At 49.0% G+C, this 22,449-nt stretch carries 17 protein-coding genes; 13 read left to right on the forward strand and 4 right to left on the reverse strand.

The features are described 5' to 3' along the window. Positions 1-136: 136 nt before the first annotated feature. Complete coding sequence (locus OHJ21_RS07305; protein WP_326114958.1) at positions 137-1,069, forward strand: VanW family protein; 933 nt, start codon at positions 137-139, stop codon at positions 1,067-1,069. Here OHJ21_RS07305 and OHJ21_RS07310 read toward each other — a convergent pair. The 3 genes from OHJ21_RS07310 to OHJ21_RS07320 form a co-directional block, all read right to left on the reverse strand. Next, entirely contained in the window at positions 1,066-1,887 is an 822-nt protein-coding gene (locus OHJ21_RS07310; protein WP_486021006.1) for a cytochrome c oxidase assembly protein, read from the reverse strand. The two genes, OHJ21_RS07305 and OHJ21_RS07310, sit on opposite strands and share 4 nt — an antisense overlap. Before the next feature lie 7 nt (positions 1,888-1,894). Beyond that, on the reverse strand, positions 1,895-2,383 hold the full coding sequence (locus tag OHJ21_RS07315; protein ID WP_486019680.1) for a DUF2243 domain-containing protein: 489 nt from the start codon (positions 2,381-2,383) through the stop codon (positions 1,895-1,897). Positions 2,384-2,735: 352 nt separating this feature from the next. Further along, the gene (locus OHJ21_RS07320) at positions 2,736-3,926 is read right to left on the reverse strand and encodes a styrene monooxygenase/indole monooxygenase family protein (protein ID WP_486019681.1); all 1,191 of its coding nucleotides are present in this window, start codon (positions 3,924-3,926) and stop codon (positions 2,736-2,738) included. 265 nt (positions 3,927-4,191) lie between these two features. On the opposite strand from OHJ21_RS07320, the gene OHJ21_RS07325 reads away from it, so the two are divergent. The 5 genes from OHJ21_RS07325 to OHJ21_RS07345 all read left to right on the forward strand — a co-directional run bounded on the left by OHJ21_RS07325 (position 4,192) and on the right by OHJ21_RS07345 (position 8,920). Beyond that, a complete protein-coding gene (locus OHJ21_RS07325) occupies positions 4,192-4,869 on the forward strand; it encodes a response regulator transcription factor (RefSeq protein WP_326114953.1) in 678 nt (225 codons plus the stop codon). Between the two features lie 299 nt (positions 4,870-5,168). Further along, positions 5,169-5,795 carry a GDSL-type esterase/lipase family protein gene (locus tag OHJ21_RS07330; protein ID WP_207797456.1) on the forward strand — a complete coding sequence of 209 codons (627 nt, stop codon included), beginning with the start codon at positions 5,169-5,171 and terminating at the stop codon, positions 5,793-5,795. 40 nt (positions 5,796-5,835) lie between these two features. After that, positions 5,836-7,242 (forward strand): MBOAT family O-acyltransferase, encoded by a 1,407-nt coding sequence (locus tag OHJ21_RS07335; protein WP_486019682.1) that lies wholly within the window; start codon positions 5,836-5,838, stop codon positions 7,240-7,242. A gap of 63 nt (positions 7,243-7,305) precedes the next feature. After that, a complete protein-coding gene (locus tag OHJ21_RS07340) occupies positions 7,306-8,397 on the forward strand; it encodes a DHHW family protein (protein ID WP_486019683.1) in 1,092 nt (363 codons plus the stop codon). A 118-nt stretch (positions 8,398-8,515) separates the two neighbouring features. Next, a complete protein-coding gene (locus OHJ21_RS07345; RefSeq protein ID WP_486019684.1) occupies positions 8,516-8,920 on the forward strand; it encodes a DUF4358 domain-containing protein in 405 nt (134 codons plus the stop codon). A gap of 125 nt (positions 8,921-9,045) precedes the next feature. On the opposite strand, the gene OHJ21_RS07350 is transcribed toward OHJ21_RS07345, so the two are convergent. Further along, on the reverse strand, positions 9,046-10,239 hold the full coding sequence (locus OHJ21_RS07350; RefSeq protein ID WP_486019685.1) for a cytochrome P450 family protein: 1,194 nt from the start codon (positions 10,237-10,239) through the stop codon (positions 9,046-9,048). Between the two features lie 296 nt (positions 10,240-10,535). Between OHJ21_RS07350 and OHJ21_RS07355 the strand changes: the two genes are divergently transcribed. The 7 genes from OHJ21_RS07355 (at position 10,536) to OHJ21_RS07385 (ending at position 22,342) form a co-directional block, all read left to right on the forward strand. Beyond that, on the forward strand, positions 10,536-12,179 hold the full coding sequence (locus tag OHJ21_RS07355; protein WP_394055981.1) for an extracellular solute-binding protein: 1,644 nt from the start codon (positions 10,536-10,538) through the stop codon (positions 12,177-12,179). Positions 12,180-12,239: 60 nt separating this feature from the next. Continuing rightward, a complete protein-coding gene (locus tag OHJ21_RS07360) occupies positions 12,240-13,163 on the forward strand; it encodes an ABC transporter permease (protein WP_326114946.1) in 924 nt (307 codons plus the stop codon). 10 nt (positions 13,164-13,173) lie between these two features. Further along, positions 13,174-14,055 carry a carbohydrate ABC transporter permease gene (locus OHJ21_RS07365; protein ID WP_326114944.1) on the forward strand — a complete coding sequence of 294 codons (882 nt, stop codon included), beginning with the start codon at positions 13,174-13,176 and terminating at the stop codon, positions 14,053-14,055. A 48-nt stretch (positions 14,056-14,103) separates the two neighbouring features. Next, positions 14,104-15,225: a glycoside hydrolase family 88 protein gene (locus tag OHJ21_RS07370; protein WP_486019686.1), complete on the forward strand. Its 1,122-nt coding sequence runs from the start codon at positions 14,104-14,106 to the stop codon at positions 15,223-15,225. 233 nt (positions 15,226-15,458) lie between these two features. Further along, the gene (locus OHJ21_RS07375) at positions 15,459-17,804 is read left to right on the forward strand and encodes a helix-turn-helix domain-containing protein (RefSeq protein ID WP_486019687.1); all 2,346 of its coding nucleotides are present in this window, start codon (positions 15,459-15,461) and stop codon (positions 17,802-17,804) included. A 20-nt stretch (positions 17,805-17,824) separates the two neighbouring features. Next, a complete protein-coding gene (locus tag OHJ21_RS07380) occupies positions 17,825-19,477 on the forward strand; it encodes an extracellular solute-binding protein (RefSeq protein WP_486019689.1) in 1,653 nt (550 codons plus the stop codon). A gap of 198 nt (positions 19,478-19,675) precedes the next feature. Then, complete coding sequence (locus OHJ21_RS07385) at positions 19,676-22,342, forward strand: discoidin domain-containing protein (RefSeq protein ID WP_486019690.1); 2,667 nt, start codon at positions 19,676-19,678, stop codon at positions 22,340-22,342. The last annotated feature ends 107 nt before the right edge of the window (positions 22,343-22,449 follow it).

Raw genomic sequence — 22,449 nt, forward strand, 5'->3', positions numbered from 1 at the left:
CGGGTTCTTTTGTTTATAAAACAATCTGAATGAATTACCTGTAATGCAATCATAATACCAGAGAGTGAACGAAACTGGATATGTACAAAAACGCGAAAAATAGAGAAAAACACAAAGATAAAGCAGGTGAACCAGCTTGAAATGGATGTCAGTCCTTGGTCTATTGTTTATGCTCATGCAAGGGGATGAACCGGAAAACAACAATTTAATGATAACGCAAGAAGGCAAAGTCATGGCAAGCGTGAACCGAAGCGAACATGCGCTTGATGTTTTCCCGCTGCTGGATATGGATAAATACGATCAATGGGTGGATGCGCTTGATCGGAAAACCTATCTGGAAGCCCGGAACGCCCGGATTGGCAGCAGTGGCCAAATCATTCCGGGGCAGAATGGTCATAGACTGGATCGACGCAAGCTGCTGGAACAATATTATTCATATTGGTACGGCACTGGGGGTGCTTCCGTCGAAGCACCGAGGTATCCGATTTATCCGAAGGTGGATACCGAGCTTCTGGCCTCCATTCGGGTTAAACCGATAGGTTACTATGTCACCTATTTTAATTCCAACAACAAAAATCGTTCCCACAATATCGCGTTAGCTGCTCAGGCGATAGACAGTGCAGTTGTATTCCCCGGAGAAACCTTCTCGTTTAATCAGGTGGTTGGCATGAGAACAGTGGACAGAGGTTACAAGCGTGCCGGCGTTATCGTCAGGGGCGAATTATCAGAGGGAGTCGGAGGAGGGATTTGTCAGGTCTCCTCCACACTGTATAATGCCATTGACCGTGCAGGCTTACAGATTGTAAAGCGCTACTCTCACAGCCGGAACGTCCCGTATGTGCTGCCCGGGCGCGATGCTACGGTGAGCTGGGGAGGACCTGATTTTGTTTTTGAGAACGCCTATAATCAGCCTATCCTCATCCGGGCATTCGGTAATGGGGGAAGAATGACCGTTGCGATATACTCTTCTGAACTCATTGAATATAAGCCACGTAACGTACCGAGCATCTCCAACATGCTGCCGGAGGAGACGAGTGACAACAAGCACAATCCGGTTAATGGTGATTAATCCAAGGGTTGGATGGATGCAGCAGGTCGCGGGCTCGCTGACCTATACCATTGCATACACAACCAAAACACTAGAATAAGATCAACCGCGTCGCCACCGTAATACATCAGCATTCCGCCGAGCTGGGCCTGTTCCGAAGATACGCCATCGGGTGGATGGGCATATAGGTATTTGGAGAGTATTCCATGTCCGGCAATGGCGATCATCAGGATGATCGCACGAGCCTGAAAGCTGCGACGGTGCGGAGCCACATCCACGTAAATCAATGATACTGTAAATAAATACCCGGCTGCAAAAACATGAACATGCACGACGATATGCAGCAAAAGGTTATTATGCATGGCCATGAATAAGCCGGTTGTGTACAGGATCCATAATCCACCGATATTCAACAAGGTCGCTACCGCCGGATGAACAATGATTTGGGCCGGTTTGCTCTTCAGCAAACGAGTGATTTGTCTGGCGATTGGAACGGGTGTAGACCTGAGCAGCAGCGTCATCGGCGCGGAGAATGCAATCAGCAGCGGTCCCAGCATACCGAGCAGCAGATGTCCGAGCATATGGATCGTGAAGTTCGCAGGGGCGAGTCGCGCTAGCGGACCGATCAGCGGCAAAACCATGCAAAGCATACCCGCAACCCAGCAAACATAACGATGGATCGGCCACATTCGGTAGTTGCGATTGGAGACCGCAGCAGCAATGATATATAGAAGAATGAGAAACGCAAAGATTAAGCCACCCATGATCCATTCCCAGAAGGTCCATGAAGCAGAGGCCACGGACATTCCAGCCCCATGATCAAGCGAATGGTTACTCATCATAGGATCAGGCCTCCCTGGAACGGTCACGATTTTGAGTTCGCACGATGAGTATCATACCAACTATGATCATGGCCGCTGCAATCAGGTTCCAGACCCAATCGTAGGGACGGATATCGACGTTATACCGAATCTGGTGCAGCCGCATCCATTTATGCTGAATGATGCCGTCATACAGCTGGAAGGCGCCGCCTCCAAACAGAATGCCTCCAATCCACCGTTTAAGCCAGAATGCATTCCGGCGATGCAGATCGGCAAGCATGAATGAGGACCCGATGGTAGCAAACCAGCTGAACGCATGAAATAATCCATCAGATACAAGTCCAATCTCGGTTGTAGACTTATCGTAGAAATGATGCCAGTGCAGCAGCTGGTGGAACACAACCTCATCGATAAAGCCGACCAGACCTAATCCGAATAAGATTCCGGCCCATACATTACGCGCGGAGTATCTTATGCGCTGTAATTGGTTTCCTTTGGCTGTTGTTGATTTCATTCGGTTCATCCTCTTCCAGTTTATAAAAATTCGAGGTGTATCGGTTTAAAAGGGTGCTACTATCTAAGTTTACCCATTTTTACCATATCAATAACCAGAAGAGGTAGAGCGGTATGTTCTTATCGATGTCACCTCGATTAGATGGGTACTTATGCCAATTCTTCATGAAATTTGCCGGAAGTGCAAACGGGTGGGAACCTCCTCGATTGCGGCGATTCCATGAACGTTACGGTGTTTCTGAGGCGGGGTAAAGTTAAAAAGGAGGATGCAGATAGGCTGTCATCCACAATGAACGTCAGTTCGGCTGCTTGACACGGCTGTGTCCCATGAACAGTACCAACCGTTTCCCCGATTAACGGGGAAACGGTTGGTTTATTGGATGTTTATGAAATGCTTCATAAGCTTTGATGGGATTTTCGAACCAGGCGGCAATTCCGTCCGCCGTCATTTGATCGGAGGCAGCTTGCATCAGCAGTCCAGCGATAGGCTCAGGAAGCGGCTCCGTCATCGCGTTGGTCCATTCCGTAACAGCAGTAATATATTGCTTGGTACGGTTCCAGTAGTCTATACCAACAGCTTCATCCCAAGTCGATTCCTTATGTGTTATGAGGGTTTCATATAACTGTTCAGCGGCATAAGAAGCGGTATTACAGCCTTGGCCTGTTATCGGGTCACTGAGAAAGACGCTATCACCGCACCCAAGTATCAGCGTTCCGTCCATTATTGCATATGGCCTGTGAATGACAGGCGTAATCGCGGTTTGTAGAAAGGCGTTCTCATCGATGAGTGCAAATTGATCCAATTCGATTCGTTCATATATAGGATGAAAGTGCTCTTCAATTACATTCGCCATACGTGCTACAAATTCGGAAGTGTTCTTAATCCCTTTAAAAACATCCAACATACCTTCAGGCACAGCTTCAATGAATAAGATGGTGGCACGCCCTGAATCGGTCATAGCGGGAATCTCGAACATTTCACCGTTCCCCGGAAGAACCGTAATGGAAATACCCTCAGGCTCCACGGGTCGTACTCCGGTAAAATAACCAACAATGCATTTCCGTTGAGGCGCTTGGTAAGGAGTGAGTCCCGTTTCTACAGGAAATGGTGCCAGCGGCCCGGTCTTTCCCGTTGCGTCGATGATGAGATTGTAGGATGGAATCAGGTCCAGAAGATCTTCCGGCTTCAAACGCCCGTGAATTAACTTCACGCCCTGAGCAGCTAAATCATTCATCGATTCGGCGAAGCGTAAGCGCTGGTCCATGGATGCTGCGATTCCGGAAAGATTGCCCGTGAACAGTTTTTGTTGACCTAACTGAAAGTGAATCGTGCGGATGTGAGGCGCGTTATCCTCGTCAGGCATGCTAAAACGCCGTTCGCGTTCCAGTGTGGGATGAAAATGAACCTGTGTGGATCGAATTCTCCCATCAAGGATGTTCTGCGGCTCTTCATAATGATGCAACGTGACATCAAAATCATTTTTCAGAGAATAGGCAAGCTGGATTCCGGCGGTACCGCAGCCGATGATACCAATACGTCTCATTACATAAGTCCTCCTTGAAAATGGCTTTTAATTAGAATACAGTGATGCCGTTTGGATAAAAAGGGTGGAATTAACTATTATTCACTCCTGCATTTGAACTAAAGGAGAAATGTCAATTATGAGATTTAGTTTACATAATAATTAATATGTAACCATATAGGGTGTTCTTAGAGATTACTCATGAGATATCTGCATCTTATCTGCATCTGCTCATGGTATTCTATTAAGATCAGAATCATCTATTTTATGAACGGGAGATCGAACGGTGCAGAAAACAATTCTTATCGTTGAAGATGAACACATTCTAAGAGAAGTCATGAAAGACTATTTGCTTCATGAAGGGTTTGAAGTTCTGGAAGCTGTTGACGGGAAAAGAGCAATGACATTATTTGAAGAGCATGAAGTAAATTTGATTATTCTCGATATCATGCTGCCTGAACTGGACGGCTGGTCCGTCTGTCAGCGTATTCGCAAAATATCGAACGTCCCGATCATTATGCTGACCGCCCGTGTCGATGAAGACGATACATTACTCGGTTTTGAGTTAGGAGCGGATGATTATGTAACCAAGCCATACAGCCCTCCCATATTGTTGGCAAGGGTAAAACGGCTATTGGAGCGTAAGCAAAATCAAGGAAATCAAGGAAATACGCTGACAAGCGGCGGAATCAAGGTGGATTTTCCTTCCCGTACGGTTACGGCACAAGGGGTAAACATTCATTTAACCTATACGGAATTTGAGATACTTGCGTATTTAATGAAGAATACAGGCGTTATTATTACGAGAGAGCAATTGATAACTAGAATCTGGGGTTATGATTATATCGGGGATGAACGGACGATTAATAGTCATATTCGAAATCTGCGCACGAAATTAGGTTCCAGCGCTGTTCATATCGTAACCGTCGTTCGTTCGGGATATAAATTTGAGGGATGCCCTTGAGGAAACATTCGAGGAAGCTGGGTATCGTTATTTTAACCCTTTTTAATTAACTACAGGTTGATGCCGCGATGGCGTGTTTTTCACATGAAATGCATTTAAAACATAATGTTCACGTAAAGGGCGCAGAACTTCGGTTCTGTGTTTTTTGATGTTCATGCCATACCTGTGACCGTCCATCATGAAGTCGATGTCGCGCACCCATTTTTAAACGATATCAATATAATCTGCATTTAATCTTTATCGAGCCGCATTAAACTCTGACGTGTAGAAGATTTACACAACCTGAGAGGAGTATTGCAATGCGAAAGATGATGATGGCCATTCTAGTTACGGGAATAATCAGCCTAACGTTGATGGCTTGCGGCAATCAAAAACAAGTGATGGAGGAGGAATCCTATCAATCCATCTTCCAAGACAGTGTATTTCTTGGAGATTCTATAACGGAAGGACTCTCGTTTCATGATGTATTGGATGAAGCCAATGTCATAGCGGGTGCCGGGAAAACAGCCGAAATCTCGATGGCCATGAAGGATGTCAAAGACATCGCAAGCAGAAATCCGAAGCGGGTGTTTATTCAATTGGGGTCGGATGACATTCTATGGCCGACGGATGAGCCCATACCCTATTCGTTGTCCCATTATGCGAAATTAATCCGCAGCATCAAGGATGAACTTCCTAATGCCTCGATTACCCTGCTGTCCGTAACCCCGGTTACGCCGGAGGCGGAGAAGAAGGAGCCTCGTTATAAACAAATTGGGGATTACAATCAAGAACTGCAAGAGCTTGCTCTTAGCGAACAGGTAGGATTCGTCGATCTGTCTCCGATATTCAATAACACGCAGGGACTGCACGATACGGACGGGATCCATTTTAAAGCTCAATTCTATACGCTTTTGCTGGATTTTCTCAAGGATCAGTTAACTTAATGGCGGCATGTATTGCTGGTTGTCCGGGAGGTGAGGGGATTTGGTCTTTAGCAGTCTAACCTTCCTGTTCGTCTTTCTGCCGGTTACCCTTGTCCTCTATTATATGGCTCCACGCCGAATTCGTAATGCCGTCCTGCTTCTTGCGAGCTTGGTGTTTTACGCCTGGGGTGAGCCATTGTATATCGGGATCATGGTCTTTTCCACCGTCTTCGATTATGCGAATGGGCTGCTCATTCATCACTTCAGGGGACGAAAAGGATTAGCCCGCACGATTTTTATCGGCTCTATTTTCGTAAACCTAGGCGTTCTTGGTTTCTTTAAATATATTGGATTCCTGGTCGACAACCTGAACCTGCTGTTTGGTTTCCAGCTCGAGGCTTCAGAGCTTCCGCTTCCGATAGGAATCTCTTTCTACACGTTTCAAACGATGTCTTATGTGATCGATATCTATCGTGACAAAGTACCTGTGCAGAAAAACCTTATATCCTTCGGTGCTTACGTCACGATGTTTCCTCAGCTTGTAGCGGGTCCTATCGTTAAATATGGTGATATTGCCAAGCAACTAGCCTGTCGTACGGTAACACTGGCCCGCTTCGGCGAAGGGGCGGAGCTCTTCCTTAGAGGGCTGGCCAAAAAGGTGCTGCTTGCCAATAATATCGGACTACTTTGGACCAGCGTGAAGGCTGTGCCTGCAGGAGAGTTGACGATCGCTTCCGCCTGGCTCGGCATTATCGCATTCACCTTCCAAATATATTTCGATTTTAGCGGATATTCCGATATGGCGCGCGGACTTGGTAAAATGCTAGGCTTCGATTTTCTGAAAAACTTCAATTATCCCTACATGTCTGTGAGCATTACGGAATTTTGGCGGAGGTGGCATATTTCCCTGGGCACCTGGTTCCGGGAATATGTTTATATTCCGCTTGGCGGTAATCGGGCTGGTATACGGAATCAGACTCGAAACTTACTGTTTGTCTGGTTTTTAACCGGCTTTTGGCATGGAGCGAGCTGGAACTTCATCTTGTGGGGGTTATATTTCGGCTTCTTGATCTGGATGGAGAAATGGTTCGTTCTCGGATGGCTCAGCAGGCTGCCAAGCTTCATTGGTCATATATATACACTTTTCGCCGTGATTATCGGATGGGTACTGTTTGAGTTTGAGCAAATATCAGCAGCGGCTGCATATTGGGGCGTGATGTTCGGTTTTGGAGGACAAGGGTTCTACAATGCCGACACCCTGTATGATCTGTCTACGAATGTTGTAATGTTGCTTGTTTTGTCCCTGTGCGCAACACCGTATCCCAAGAAGGCTTTATTATTATTCAGGCAAAAGTCGGGGATGGGAGGGGCCATCGTTGTATGCGGCCTTTATATTGTGATGTTCTTCATGTCGACCGCCTTCTTAGTCAATGAAACCTATAACCCCTTCCTGTACTTCCGGTTTTGAAGGGAGGTGATCTTTCTGAGTAAGCATGACCCATTCTATTACGGCATAATGGCTATCGCCTTTATGTTATTTCTGGGAGCAATCCTGGCTCTGCAAATGTGGTCACCGGTAAGATCTTTCTCGGAGTCGGAGAATCGGGTGCTGGAGCAGCGGCCAACCTTAACGTTCCAGCATATGATGACAGGCCATTTCACATCTCAATATGAGCGATATGTTTCTGACCAATTTGTTCTGCGGGATAGATGGATTGAATGGAAGTCCGGGATTGAACGGGGGATTGGCAAGAAGGAGAGCAACGGGATCTATTTGGGTAAACAGGGCTACCTGATCCAAAAATTTAATCCCCCAACGAACGAAGAGCTTGAAGAGAAGGCGGCTGCCCTTCTTGCGTTTGCAGAGGATACGCCTCAACTTCGTAAATATGCCATGCTTATACCCACCGCTGTGAGCGTGCTTTCCAATCAATTGCCGGACTTTGTCGATAATGACGATGAGTTAGCGCATATAGACCAATTAAGCACAAGGATTTCACCTGCAATCACGATGATTGATGTGTATCCGGCACTCTTCGCTAAACAGGAAGAATACATTTATTATCGAACCGATCATCATTGGACAACTAAAGGTGCATTTTATGCCTACCAGGAGTTAAGCCAAGCGATGGGATGGACGCCAAAACAAAAAGCGGATTTCAACGTGCGAACGGTGACGGAGGATTTCTACGGTTCTCTGTATTCGAAGAGCGGCTATAGACATTCCAGTCCGGACTCGATCGAAATTTATGAACTGAAGAAAGAGGAGAAGTACCGCATCGAGTATGTTGATGAACATACAACCGCAGAATCTTTTTATGAGCTGAGTCATCTCAATAAGAAAGACAAATACGCGCTTTTTCTCGGCGGAAATCATTCTTTAATCAAAATAACGACCGAGCATCAGGTAAACAAGAAGCTGCTTGTGGTCAAAGATTCCTATGCCAACAGCATGATTCCGTTTCTAACACCTCACTATGGCGAAATCTATGTCGTAGACCTTAGATATTATGATGAAGAGCTGACATCATTGGTGAAACGGCACCGAATTCAGGACATGCTGCTGCTGTATAATGCTGTAACTTTTTTTGAAGATCCGTTCGTTAAGAAACTGGCAGAATAAGAAAATAGAGAAGGTGAGAAATATGGTTGAATTGCTTAAACTAGGCCGTATGCCATGGTTCATCATCTGCTGCTGCATCATGTTATCCATGGCCGGCATATTTACCGGATGCTCAAACATGAATGACAGAACCGGGAATTGGTCTGCGACCGAAGTCGGTCGGCGCATTCAGGAAACAATAGCGTTCGATCATATGAAGGAAGGGGATCTGGCAAAACTCCAGAAGTTATACCGTATCCCTGCCGAACAAGTTGAAGATTTTGTACTGTATACGTCCTCGTCGAATGTGAAAGCAGAGGAATGGACAGTCATGCAATTCAGCGATGCGGCGGATGCGGACGCTGCCATAGCCAAACTAAACGAAAGAATCAAAGAACAGGAGGCAAAATTCAGGGACTATCGTCCGGATGAATATAAATTGGTAAAAAACCATGTATTAAAAGCCAAGGACAGATTCCTTTTATTCGCGGTTTCAGCTGAAGCGGACCTCATTGAACGCACCTTTGACGAAGCTGTCCGGTAGACTTATGTTCTAAAAGGCCCTATTCAATACACTTTGTTTGTCTTAATAAATAACATAGTCAAAAGGCGAATCCCTAACGGGATTCGCCTTTTTCATGGTAGCAGCAAAATTCATCATGTTGAGCATTAGCCATGAAGCGATATCGGAATCTCCTTTACACCGCGGACAATCATACCTGGTCTCCATTCAAGCTCATCGATGTCCCGTTGAAGCTCAAAATGGGGGTAGCGGCGGAGCAGCGTGTTGATTGCGATTTCACCCTCCAGTCTGGCGAGGGGGGCTCCCAGACAGAGATGAATCCCTTTGCCAAAGGCTAAATGCTGACTCTTCTCCCGGGTGATATCAAAGATATCCGGGTCGGCAAATTGGGAGGCATCCCGATTTGCGGAATTCAAAGCAATGACAACCAAGTCGCCTTTCTTCATGTGAACGCCATGAAAATCCATATCCTCCGCCGCCCAGCGGGAGGTGCTGAATTCAACGGGGCCGTTGTAGCGCAGCATTTCTTCAATAGCGCCATGAATGAGTTCGGGCTGCGCCTGCAGAAGCCGGCGCTGCTCCGGATGCTCCAGTAGCGCAAGCACGCCATTTCCGATGAGGTTCACCGTTGTTTCATGGATGGCAATAATCATTAAGGTAACGACGCCATACAGCTCTTGTTCCGATAAGCGCTCACCTTGATTCTCGGCAATGACCAATTGACTAATCATATCATCGCCGGGATTTTTGCGAACCTTGGCAAACCAGTCCTTCAAATAAGCGATAAACTCGTTCATATGCTGACTTACTTGCTCGTTCATTTCCTGGTTGGAAGCGCCGATGATGGAATTGGACCATACCCGGAACTTGTCCTGATCCTCGGTAGGAACGCCAAGGATTTCACTTATTACAATAATGGGAAGTTTGAACGCGTACTCGTCAATGAGATTCATGGTGTCTTTGGAGGAGACAGCATCCAGCAGGCCGTCCGCGATCTCTTGAATATGGCTTCGCATATCCGAGATCCTCTGCGGCGTGAAGCCTTTCTGGACCAATCCTCGAAGCCGTTTGTGATCCGGCGGATCGGAGAACAGCATGTTGGTGCTGAACACGCTGGCCTGTTCCCCACCCATTGCTTTCGCGATGTCTTTGCTGAACCGGCCATCCTTCAGTGCTTCAACGGCTTCAGCGTAACTGCTGATCAGCCATCCGAAACGTCCATCCGGAAATTGCAGATTCAGTATGGGATCGCTTTGCCTCAATTTCTCGTACACAGGATAAGGGTTATGGGTAAATTCTTGGGTAAACAACGCATTTTTCAGAGATTCGTTCACATTCATCGGTATGGTCTCCTCTCGAAAATGATAGTTTCATATCCAGTATAAGGGATGGCGAAAAGGATAACCAATTTACGGTTGAAATGACGCCAGTCTCCAGTTCCTTCATGTCTCCTGTTAATGAATCATTGAGTTTTTTAGCTCAAGACTTTTTGCAATATGCCAATCGAATTGTATAAATCGTCATTTGCTTAAGATGAAATCAACATGCCGTTGTATGTTTTGCGAATATCGCCCCGGCGGACCCTCCATTAATCTGGGATAGACACAAACATTCGAAACGTTGGAGGGTTAGGTCAATGAGAAGAAAAGCACTGTCCACGAGTTTGATCATCTTGTTATTAGGCACGATACTCATGGCTTGTTCGTCAGGAGGAGGCAAAACGGGCGAAACGAATACGGGGGAGGGAGGTACGGACCCCAGCAGTACAACCGAAGCGGGAGCAACGACTTATCCGATCCAAACAGATAAGAAGCTTACGTATTGGGGCGAGATTAACGGCAATCTGATCGGAGTCAAAAATTCGCACAGCGAAATTCCGTTTTTTCAAAAATGGCAGGAGAAAACCGGGGTTCCGCTGGAATTCACAGCTCCGCCTACGGGTCAGGTCCGGGAATCCCTGAACGTCATGCTCGCTTCCGGGGATTTGCCGGACATGATTGAGTACAACTTCATAGGAGACTTTCCGGGGGGGCCGGAAAAAGCAATTAATGACGGTTACATCCTCAAGCTGAACGATTTGATCGACCAATATGCGCCCAACTTGAAAAAGTACCTGGAGGAGAATCCGGATATCGACAAAATGGTCAAAACCGACAGCGGCAGCTACTATGTATTCCCGTTCATCCGCGGGGATGAGTACCTTCGCGTCTTCCAGGGACCGATCATCCGTAAGGATTGGCTTGACGAGCTGGGACTTCCGGTTCCGGAAACGATAGATGAGTGGACGACAACCTTACGGGCGTTCAAAGAGAAGAAAGGGGCAGCCGCTCCGTTCTCGGTAGTGAGCAAGCCAAGATTTTTCAACGATTCCGGGAATGGCGCTTTTATTGGAGCGTTCGGCGTGAATCGCGGTTTCTACCAGGAAGACGGGCAGATCAAATTCGGCCCTTCGGAGGCCGGGTTCAAAGAGTATTTGAAACTGTTCCAGGATTGGTACAAGGAAGGACTCATTGATAAAAACATCGCAACAGCTGATACCAAAGCCGTTGATGGAAACATGGCGTCCGGCGCTACCGGGGCTACCGTCGGGAACGCCGGGGGAGGTATCGGGAAGTGGCAGCCGCTGGTAGAGGCAAACGATCCGGATGCGGTCCTAGTAGCAGCCCCGTACCCGGTGCTGAATAAGGGCGACGTGCCGAAATTCGGCCAACGCAACCAAGGCTATGCCTCGGAGGGGACGGTCGCCATCACGACTGCGGCGGAGGATCCGGAGCTTGCCGTTCGCATGCTGGATTACGGCTACAGTGAGGAAGGGCATATGTTCTTCAACTTCGGTGAGGAGGGCGTCAGCTACAATCTGGAAGGCGACTATCCGAAATTCACGGATCTGTTAATGAAGAACCCGGATAAACTGGCTCCGGCGCAGGCGATATCGCTGTATGCCCGCAGCAGCTATAACGGACCGTTCGTCCAGGACAAGCGTTACGCGGAGCAGTTCTTTGCCTTGCAAACCCAGCGGGACGCGATTGAAGTGTGGAAGAATACGGATGCAGCCAAATACAGCCTGCCTCCGATTACACCAACGCCGGAAGAGAGTTCTGAATACGCAACGATTATGAACGACATCAACACGCTTGTGGATGAGATGACCATCAAGATCATTCTGGGGAACGAATCGGTGGATGAATTCGAAGGCTATGTGGCCAAAATGAAGTCGCTGAATCTCGATCGTGCCATCGAGATTCAGGCCGCAGCGCTGGAGCGTTACAACAACCGGTAAACAATACAAGGGGAGGGCGCTCCTGCCCTCCCCATTTGAAACGAGGTGAAACCCTACATCATGAACGATCGTCTGTCCTTCAAGAGCCGGTTCATCCGGGACTTCGTGATGAACAAGTATTTGTACATCATGATGATTCCCGTCATCGGCTATTACCTTATTTTCCATTACGGTCCGATGTACGGCGCGATCATTGCCTTCAAAGACTATTCTCCGATGAAGGGCATTCTGGAAAGCGATTGGGTCGGACTCAAGCACTTTGAGGAATTCTTCAACAGCTATTATTTCCTACGCGTTTTAAAGAACACCATTCTCATCAGCTTGTATACGCTGATCTTTGAATTTCCGGCACCGATCATTCTGGCGCTGTTGATCAATGAAGTGCGCAAGAAGAAGTTCAAACGGGTCGTCCAGACGATAACCTATATGCCTTATTTCATATCACTGGTCGTAATCTGCGGCATTATTACGGACTTCACGAACGCCGACGGATTAATCAACCGACTGTTCATGTTGCTGGGATATGACGGTCAAGCCATGCTGCAAAAGCCGGAGCTGTTCAGGCCCATCTACGTCCTGTCCGAAATATGGCAGCGAATCGGTTGGGAATCCATCATCTATATCGCCGCGTTGATGAGCATCGACTTGGAGCAGTATGAAGCCGCTCGCATGGATGGAGCGAGCCGTATCAAGCAGATGTTTTACATTACGCTTCCGGGGCTGTTGCCCGTCATTACCATCATGTTCATTCTGCGCATGGGCAATATGCTGAACGTCGGGTTTGAGAAAATCATTCTCCTCTATAATCCGGTCACGTACGAAACGGCCGATGTCATCTCTTCCTTCGTGTACCGGAAGGGATTGCTGGAATTCGGTTGGAGTTACAGCTCCGCGGTCGGTTTGTTCAACTCCGTTATCAATCTGGTGCTCCTGATTTCGGCGAATTACATCAGCCGCAGGGTGAGTCAAAACAGCTTATGGTGAGGTGGTATTTTTGAAGAAGGAAAGCGGTTGGTTTGACCGGATATTTAATGTCATTAATTATACATTTCTGGTACTGCTCGTCATTGCCACGTTGTATCCGCTGCTCTACGTATTGTTTGCGTCATTCAGCGATTCGTCGCAGCTGTTGGCCAACAAGGGTTTGTTATGGAAGCCGGTCGGCTTCAGTCTGGATGCCTACAAGAGCGTCCTTGCGAATCCCGGTATCGGCATCGGCTTTCGGAACACGTTATTCATTGTGGTGTTCGGCGTGATCGTCAACCTCTTCATGACGGCGCTGGGAGCATATGTGCTGTCCCGCAAAAACGTGATGTGGAACAAAGTGTTCATGTTCTTTATCGTATTCACGATGTTTTTCGGCGGCGGGCTGATTCCGTTGTATTTAATCGTAAAAGGAGTCGGCCTGCTGGATTCCTTGTGGTCAACGATTCTGCCATTCGCCATCAGCACGTTCAATCTGATCATCATGCGAACGTCCTTTATGGGCATCCCGGACAGCTTGGAGGAGTCGGCCAAGATTGACGGAGCCAATCACTTCACGATTCTGTTCCGGATCATTATTCCGTTATCCATGCCTGTCATTGCTGTAATGATTCTGTATTATGCGGTAGATAAGTGGAATGGCTGGTTCTACGCGTCGGTGTTTATCAAGAGCCGCGAGTTGTTTCCGCTGCAATTGGTGCTGCGCGAAATCCTGATTGCCAATTCCACGGAGAGCATGTCGGCCGGCGCATCGGCGGGGGATCGGTTCCAGATTGGAGAAACCATTAAGTATGCAACCATTATGGTGGCTACGATACCGATCCTGTGCATTTATCCATTCTTGCAGCGTTATTTCGTTAAAGGCGTCATGGTTGGATCGTTGAAAGGTTAATCCCATGAATCATAGCAATCGCATAAAGGGTAAGGAGGTCTGGCTTTAATGAACAGCATGATTGAGAACAAGCAAGAGGTTTGGAACCAAATCAAGAGCAAAACGGATCGGATGCTGGAGGCAATCGGGGACAAATCTCCGCACGTTGCCGGCGCGGACGGTAGGTATGACGACATGAGGCTCGATTGGTGGACATCGGGCTTTTGGCCGGGAATTCTATGGATCGTCTATGATATGACCGGTGATGAGAGATACAAGAATGCAGCTTGGGATTGGGATGAACGACTGTCGGAGCGATTCCTTGAGAATCACTATTTCGACCATGATGTAGGCTTTCAATTCCTGCCGACCGCAGCAATCAAATACAAGCTGACGGGAGATGCGGATGCAGCCCGGCGCGCTTTGTTCGCAGCCAATTTTCTAGCGGGCCGGTTCAATGCCCAAGGCAGCTTCATTCGGGCGTGGAATGGTGATAAGCACGGCTGGTCGATCATCGATACCATGATGAACCTGTCCTTGCTGTTCTGGGCATCGGAGGAAAGCGGCGATCCCCGATTCGCCCATATCGCAAGAGCCCATGCAGACATGGTGATGAAACAGTTCATAAGGGAAGACGGATCCGTCCATCATATCATCCGGTTTGACCCGGTGACCGGTGAACGGGCAGAAGCTATGGGCGGACAGGGAGCAGCGCCGGATTCCGCTTGGAGTCGGGGGGCGGCATGGGCCCTATACGGTTTAACGAATACGTATAGATATACGGGAAACCCGGCATATCTGGGAGCCGCGCAGCGCGTAGCCAACTTCTTCATTGCCAGCCTGCCCGACCATCATGTGCCTTCTTGGGATTTTCGGGCAGAGCGAGAAGGAGCAGAGGACATTCCTCGGGACAGTTCGGCTGGTTCAATCGCCGCCTCGGGGCTGCTGGAACTTGCCGACGCGCTGCATGAACCGGAAGGCGGGGGGTATAGCGCGGCCGCAAGACGCATCTTATCGTCGCTGCACGAACATTACGGAACCTGGAACGAACCAGAGCATGAAGGCATTCTACTCGAAGGCACCGGCCACAAACCGGCAGGGCAAAACGTGAACGTGTCCCTCATTTACGGAGACTATTTTTACGTGGAGGCCATAGCGAAAATAAACGGCTGGCAGCATCGTATTTTCTAATAATGAAATGGTGCCGGGATGGAATGATTCCTGCTGCTGAGCATAGGAAGCCCGATAGACGAAAGCTGTCTATCCGGGCTATTTGTGCTGTGGCTGTGGGCGCATCGAATTATCGGATCGTCTTTTTGTCAATCGAATTGAACTTTTTATCTATATGCCAATGCAAGCTCTTGCCGTATAATAAACTCCTGATCTACACATAGACAATTTACGAGGATATGGGTGATGAGCTATTGCTGAACATTCAATATTTATGGCAGAAACGGGAGAGCATTATCGTGACCTGGCTCGTATCGTACAGTGCCGTTCTGTTTGTGCCGATTCTGATCAGCCTGGTCATTTACGCGCAGGCAAACGATACGCTGAAGAGCGAAATTCACCGGGCAAACGATTCCTTGCTGAAGCAGATGCGCTACACCATCGATACGCAGATCGATCTCATGAAGCGGCTCAACATGGAGATGACGTGGAGCCCGACACTCCAAACGCTGATGTATTCCAATCAACCGGCTAAGGAAGCGCCCTATACCGCTTACCAATTGGTCAAGGAGTTCCGCTTATATAAAACGTCTTACGCATCCATCGACGAATTCTATGTGGTGTGGAAAAAAGACAACTCCGTTCTACGTTCCGGCAATATCCGGGATATGAAAACGGCATTCCATACGATACATAATACGGGAGCGCTAGCTTATGACGCATGGAGGGAACGGATCCTAGGCGCGGGTACGAATCAATTCATGCTTCTGCCGCATCTGAATGCGGCTCCGGCCGAATCATCCATCGCTTACGTTACTCAACTGCCGAACGATCTGAATGGACAGGAGACCGGTACGGTCGTGGTTATGGCGGATACCGGCAGGTTTCAGGAAGCGATCGAGAGCATATCGGGTTTTAGCGGCGGGACGCTGATGATCCTGAATCAGCACAACGAGATTCTAATGAGCAATCGACCAGGATCGGAGGAGCTGAAGCCCTTCATGGACGGAAGCCGGGTTATGCTGGATCAATCGAGGGCCGGCGAATCGGAGCTGTTCTACATGGACTCCTCGGTGTCGGATTTGAAGTATGCCTTAATCATCCCCAGCGGATTGTATTGGGAAAAAGCCGTCTATGTCCGGAATTTCACCTATATCAGCATATTGGTAAGCCTGATCGGCGCCGGCGTGCTGACCTGGTTCTTCATGCGTCGGAATTACTCGCCGATCCAGCAGCTCGTGGAATCGTTGAAGGACAAAGGCACGCAGAGCTTGCCCGCTGAACGCAACGAGCTTCGGTTTATTCAGAAGGTCATCATGAACACGAGATCGGAGAAGAACGAAATTGCCCAGCAGCTGCAGAAGCATCAGCATGTGCTTCGGTCCAATATGATCAACCGGCTGTTAAAAGGAAAGCAGGACACGCTGGTTCCTTACGAAGAAGCCTTCCGCTCCTTCCAAATGCCGCTTTATTCCAGTGAATTCGCCGTCATTCTGTTCGTGATCGAAAACGAGGAGAATCTGTATGCGAAGCTGCCGGGCATTGATATTAATGAAAGAAACAAATTGATCCACCTCATCATCTCCAACGTTGTGGAGGAGTTATCCCTTCAGCAGGGCCATGCGGGGTACGTAGCCGAAGTAGACGATATGATGGTTTGCCTCGTGAATTTGAAAGCGGATTCTTCCGACAAGCATCACGATTTGCATACCATTGCGGCGGAAGCCCAGCGCTTTCTGGACCGGTATGACATGGAGTTGACGGTCTCCATCAGCGGAATACATTCGTCGTGGATCGGTATTGCAGAGGCCTATCAAGAAGCCGTCGACGCGATGGAATATAAAATGGTGCTCGGCAAGAAAGGCATCATTACCTATGAAGAAGTCCGAAGCGATGCATTGGAAGAAGATTCGTTCGGGTACGATTATCCGCTTCAGGTGGAGCAGCAGTTAATTAACTTCATTAAGGCCGGTGACATCGGTCAGGCCAGCGCCTACATGCAAGAGATCACGCAGCGAAATTTCGATAAGCCGATGATGTCGCTCACGTTGGCAAGATGTCTAATATTTAATCTCGTCGGCACGATGATCAAGGCCATGAATGAGCTGGGCGACAGCGAGAACAGCACATTGGCCAACTATTCGCAGCGAATGGACGACATCATAGCATGTGATACCATTCAGGAGATGCAGACAGCCTTGCAGACTCTGCTTGAGGAAGTTTGCGCTTACGCCGCCGAGAAGCGCGTAAACAACGTATCCCAAGAGCGGGAGGACGCCATCCGCCATCTCGTCGCGCAGGTTACGTCATACATTGAGCACAATTATCATGATGCGAATTTGAACGTCAATGCGATCGGCGAGCATTTTGAACTGAAGGGCAGTTATTTGTCCAAGCTCTTTAAGAATCAAACAGGCGAAGGCCTGCTCGACTGCATTCATAAATATCGAATCCAACAAGCCAAAGAAATGATCCGGCACAAGCAGGAATCGATCAACGAAATATCCCGATTGGTCGGTTATAACGATGCGGCGACTTTTATTCGGGTATTCAAGAAATACGAGGGCATTACGCCCGGCAAATACAAAGAAATCTATTGATGAAGGGAGTAGGCATGCGTATGAAGCTGCAGAGCGAATGCACGCGGATGGCGTTGATGGTTGTCTTCATTGCGCTCACCTGCCTGTTGACAGCTTGCGAACACCCTGGGACCGATTCGGCCGTTAAGACCAGTGACCGATCGTCTCCTTCTAAACAGCAAGGGCCCCACACTCCTGCTTCGGACGAACAGCTGACTTTAACGTACTGGGCTGAGCTGAACGGCAATGCCGCAAGCGTCAAGTCCAGCTTCTACGAAGTGCCTTTCTTTCAGGAGTGGCAGCACAGAACAGGGGTCAAGCTTCAATTCATCCAGCCGCCGACCAACCAAGCAAAGGAAGCGATCAATGTCCTGCTTACCTCCGGAGAGCTGCCGGACATGATCGAATACGAATGGATCAACTATCCGGGCGGACCGGAGAAAGCGATCAATGACGGCTATATTTTGCGGCTGAACGACATTATCGATCAATACGCGCCCCATCTGAAGCAGTACCTGAACGAGCATCCGGATATCGACATGCAGATCCGGACGGCCAACGGGAGTTATTACGCTTTTCCGTTCATTCAAGGAGACGACAAGCTGCGTACCTACCAAGGTCCGATCATCCGTAAGGATTGGCTGGACGAGCTTGGACTGGAAGTGCCAACGACGATCGACGAATGGCATAATGTCTTGACCGCTTTCAAGGAACGGAAGGGTGCTGAAGCACCGCTGACCTTCCTGGGCGTACCGAATCCGCTGTTCGGCATCGAAGGCGGCGGCTTTATTGGAGCTTATGGCATTAAGAAGGGGTTTTACCAGGAGGACGGCAAGATTAAATTCGGAGCCCAAGAGCCGGAATACAAGGAATTTTTAACGTTGTTCCGCGATTGGTATGCCGAAGGCCTCATCGATAAAAATTGGGCTGCGGTCGATTCCGAAACGCAGGATATGAGCATGATCATCGGCCGCAGCGGTGCAAGCATTTGGAATGCAGGCGCAGGCATCGGCACCTGGCTGCCTATTCTGCAAGGAAACGATCCATCGGCGGAGCTCGTTGCGGCGCCTTATCCTGTCCTGAATAAAGGTGACCGACCGAAATTCGGCCAGCTCGCCCCAGCCATAGGCTCCAGCGGCGGAGTCGCAATCTCCAGCAACAGCCAGCACGTCGAGGAGGCGGCTCGCATGCTGGATTATGGTTATGGGCCGGAGGGTCATTTGCTGTTTAATTTCGGCATCGAGGGAGTCAGTTATGTGATGAAGGACGGCTATCCCACGTATACCGACACCATCCTGAAGAATCCTGACAAGCTGGCACCTGCCCAAGCTCTCGCAATGTATACCAGAGCCAGCTACTTCGGCCCGTTTGTGCAAGATACGCGGTACATGGAACAGTACTATAATTTGCCGGAGCAGAAGGAGGCGGTTCGATTATGGTCCAGCACGGATGCGGCGCTGCATAGCTTGCCAACGCTGCCCAAAACGGAGAAGGAAAACACGGAGATGTCGGTCATCATGCAGGAAGTGAACAAGGTTGTCGATGAGATGTCGCTTAAGATTATTTTTGGCACCGAACCGGTCGAGTCCTTTGATATGTACGTGGAGCAGATGAAGTCGCTCCAAATCGATCGCGCCCTACAGATCCAGCAGCAGGCTTTAGATCGCTATAATCAGGCCGTTTCTGTCAGGTAAAGTCCGTCAGTGGAGGAAATGGGCATCGAAATGTAGTTTTTGATCATAGGACTCCATTCGTTCATGCCCTACAATCAAGGTGAAATGCCGACATGGCTTTGCCGTGAATCTTGCCGAGCAGCGATGGGAGGTGCAAAACACAGCTTGTTGTAACCGTTCACATCCGAATAAATCGTAATCAAGGAGGAGAATGAGGCAATGAAAAGAAAATGGCCCTTCCTAGTGTTGGCGCTGACTTTAGCTGTTGGAATATCCGTACCGGCAACGAATGAGGTTCAGGCATCGGTGAAGGATCAACAACCATCGCAAGGGAGCGCAAGTGAGGGTATGTCATTGAACAAGGATGGCAGAAGCCGACTCTATCCTAAGAACTGGTATCCGGGATATCGTGATGAGCAGGGAAGATTTTTGCACGATTTCTCCTATGCCGGTTATCGGCGCGGGGAAGAAGAGATTCCGAGAACGAAAAAGAATAAGCGGATCGATGTGACAAAAGCGCCGTATCATGCGGATTCGTCCGGCGGCAGCGATGCGACGGCGGCTATTCAAAAAGCGATCGATGACGCATCAGCACTTGGTGGAGGCGTAGTGTATCTTCCAAAAGGCACCTATCAAGTCGCTCCACAGCCCGGCAGGGATTATTCCTTGAACATATCGGCAAGCCATGTTGTCCTGAAAGGCGACGGCATGAACAAGACCCATATCTATAATGCGCAGGAAAACATGAAGAATAAGGATATCATCCGGGTCAGCAGCGGAGATTGGAAGAAAACCGGGATTTCCACGAAGCTTCGGAAATCCCTTACCGATCCAACCGCGCTCTTGCCCGTTGAGGATACCAGCGGGTTCGCGGTGAACGATTACGTGGTGATCACATTCGAAACGACCCCGGGCTTCTTGAGCGAACTCGGCATGCAGAACAAATGGTCTTCCCGTCTTGGTAAGGTAGAGCCGTTATTCTACAGGCAAATCGTTGCCGTGGATCCTGAGAACAAGACGCTTACCTTGGATATTCCAACCCGGTATCCGATGAAACTTCGAGACAATATCACCATTAGCCAGACGGAAGATCCGATCGCTGAAATCGGTTTGGAGGATTTCTCGTTGGCCAACGTTCAGAATTCCAAGCCGGGGCTTGGCGAGGATGATTTCAAGGTCATCGGAACGGCCGGATATGAAAGCGATAATGCCAAAGCAATTAATGTCGTGGCTGCGGCCAACAGCTGGATCCGGAATGTTAACACCTATAAGCCGTCTGGCAATGAAGACTATCATATTCTGTCCAAAGGGATCATACTGGACCGAACCAAAAATGTCACCGTCGATAATGTGACGATGCAGTACCCGCAATACCGGGGAGCGAACGGGAACGGTTATTTATATCAATTCATCGGCAATGATAATCTCATCAAAAACAGCAAAGCGGTTGGAGCCAGACACAGCTTCACGTATGCCAACTTCTCCGCGAACGGGAATGTGCTGCAGGGTGCGTACTCCGAAAATCCTTCGCTGCTGACCGATTTCCACATGTATCTCAGCATGGCGAATCTCATTGATAATCTGGTCGTTAACGGCGATGCGATATCGGCGATTACGCGAGACTACGGTTCATCGGAGACGAACCGCCACGGTGTCGTTACCACGGAGAGTGTATTCTGGAATACAACCGGACAGGCAGCACATCGCAGCAAACCCGGAGTCATCGTGGAATCGGAACAATTCGGCAACGGCTACGTGATCGGAACGAAAGGCAGCGTCACCGGCGTGAACGTCCATATTGTCGGCTCCATTCCGGATGCGAATACCCAGCCGTTTGATATGGCGGAGGGAATCGGTGAAGGAACGCGACTGTCACCACAGAGCTTATATCAAGACCAGACAAAGAACCGAATGGATCAGATCAACCTGGGCTTGCAATCCCTGCTGATTGATGGCGAGCCTATAGCAGGCATGCAGTTTTTAAGAACGGAGTATGCCCATACGCTGCCATATGGAACATCGGAGCCTCCGGTCATCGCTGCAACGCCTTTTTCCAAGGATGCTAAAATCAGCATTAGGCAGCCGCGCGGAGCTGACGGCACAGGCGAGATTATCATAACGTATCGCGGGCATACCCGGAAAGTAAAGGTGAATTTTAATGTAGCGGCGACGCCGGTCTTGCCGGAGAATATCTCGATTACACCGAATAAAACCGTTCCAGGGTGGAGAGTCGCCGGAAATGCAATCAGTGCCGGTCGGAGCGGGGAACTGGCATCCTATCTAACGTTAGATAACGGTGAAGTGGTCCAAATCTCGGATTTGAACATTCCTGTAACGTATACATCAAGCGACGAGACAATCGGATATACGGAAGGGAATACATTCCATGCAACGAAAGCAGGCATTGTCGACATCATTGCAAGGTGCGTGTTTCAGGGAGTGACCGTTGAAGCACGCGAAAGATTCGAAGTCAAAGAACCGATGGCGGAGCCGGACGGGCCTTTGGCCGCTGTATCCAAGGTTACTGCAAGCGCTGACGACGGCAACCTGCCGATTCACACGCTGGACCGCGATCCGGATTCCAGGTGGTCCGCGGATGGCAAAGGGCAATATTTGCAGCTGGAGCTGGAGCGGCCGACGCTGGTGGATCAAGTCAGCATCCTGTTCTACAACGGGCATACGCGAACGAATGCTTTTGATCTTGAAGTTTCAACCGACGGAGTCAACTACCAGAAGGTGCTCAGCAGCGTTTCCAGCAAGAAACAGGCAGCATTCGAAACCTTTGCCTTTACGCCGGTTCAGGCGAAATACATTCGTTATGTCGGACAAGGGAATGAGCTCAATACCTGGAACAGCATCATCGAATTTTGGGTTCATGGGGAGTAGCTAGAGGGGCATCCTGCCACTGTGATCAAAGCAGCGGCGGGATGCCCTTTTTCCTTTGTTCAGGTGCCGGGCATAGGGATATGACGCAACGATGAAATAACGATTAA

The sequence above is a fragment of the Virgibacillus sp. LDC1 genome, assembly GCF_025792345.1.
In the GTDB taxonomy this organism is placed as follows: Bacteria; Bacillota; Bacilli; order Paenibacillales; family Paenibacillaceae; genus Paenibacillus_AQ; species Paenibacillus_AQ lautus.

Bases quoted from the DNA above. Each gene is read 5' to 3' on its own strand.
- OHJ21_RS07340 (WP_486019683.1), top strand. From the start codon at position 7,306: ATGTTATTTCTGGGAGCAATCCTGGCTCTGCAAATGTGGTCACCGGTA.
- OHJ21_RS07385 (WP_486019690.1), top strand. From the start codon at position 19,676: ATGAAAAGAAAATGGCCCTTCCTAGTGTTGGCGCTGACTTTAGCTGTT.
- OHJ21_RS07345 (WP_486019684.1), top strand. From the start codon at position 8,516: ATGAATGACAGAACCGGGAATTGGTCTGCGACCGAAGTCGGTCGGCGC.
- OHJ21_RS07360 (WP_326114946.1), top strand. From the start codon at position 12,240: ATGAACGATCGTCTGTCCTTCAAGAGCCGGTTCATCCGGGACTTCGTG.
- OHJ21_RS07370 (WP_486019686.1), top strand. From the start codon at position 14,104: ATGAACAGCATGATTGAGAACAAGCAAGAGGTTTGGAACCAAATCAAG.
- OHJ21_RS07355 (WP_394055981.1), top strand. From the start codon at position 10,536: ATGAGAAGAAAAGCACTGTCCACGAGTTTGATCATCTTGTTATTAGGC.
- OHJ21_RS07330 (WP_207797456.1), top strand. From the start codon at position 5,169: ATGCGAAAGATGATGATGGCCATTCTAGTTACGGGAATAATCAGCCTA.
- OHJ21_RS07320 (WP_486019681.1), bottom strand. From the start codon at position 3,926: ATGAGACGTATTGGTATCATCGGCTGCGGTACCGCCGGAATCCAGCTT.
- OHJ21_RS07310 (WP_486021006.1), bottom strand. From the start codon at position 1,887: ATGAGTAACCATTCGCTTGATCATGGGGCTGGAATGTCCGTGGCCTCT.
- OHJ21_RS07380 (WP_486019689.1), top strand. From the start codon at position 17,825: ATGAAGCTGCAGAGCGAATGCACGCGGATGGCGTTGATGGTTGTCTTC.
- OHJ21_RS07315 (WP_486019680.1), bottom strand. From the start codon at position 2,383: ATGAAATCAACAACAGCCAAAGGAAACCAATTACAGCGCATAAGATAC.
- OHJ21_RS07350 (WP_486019685.1), bottom strand. From the start codon at position 10,239: ATGAATGTGAACGAATCTCTGAAAAATGCGTTGTTTACCCAAGAATTT.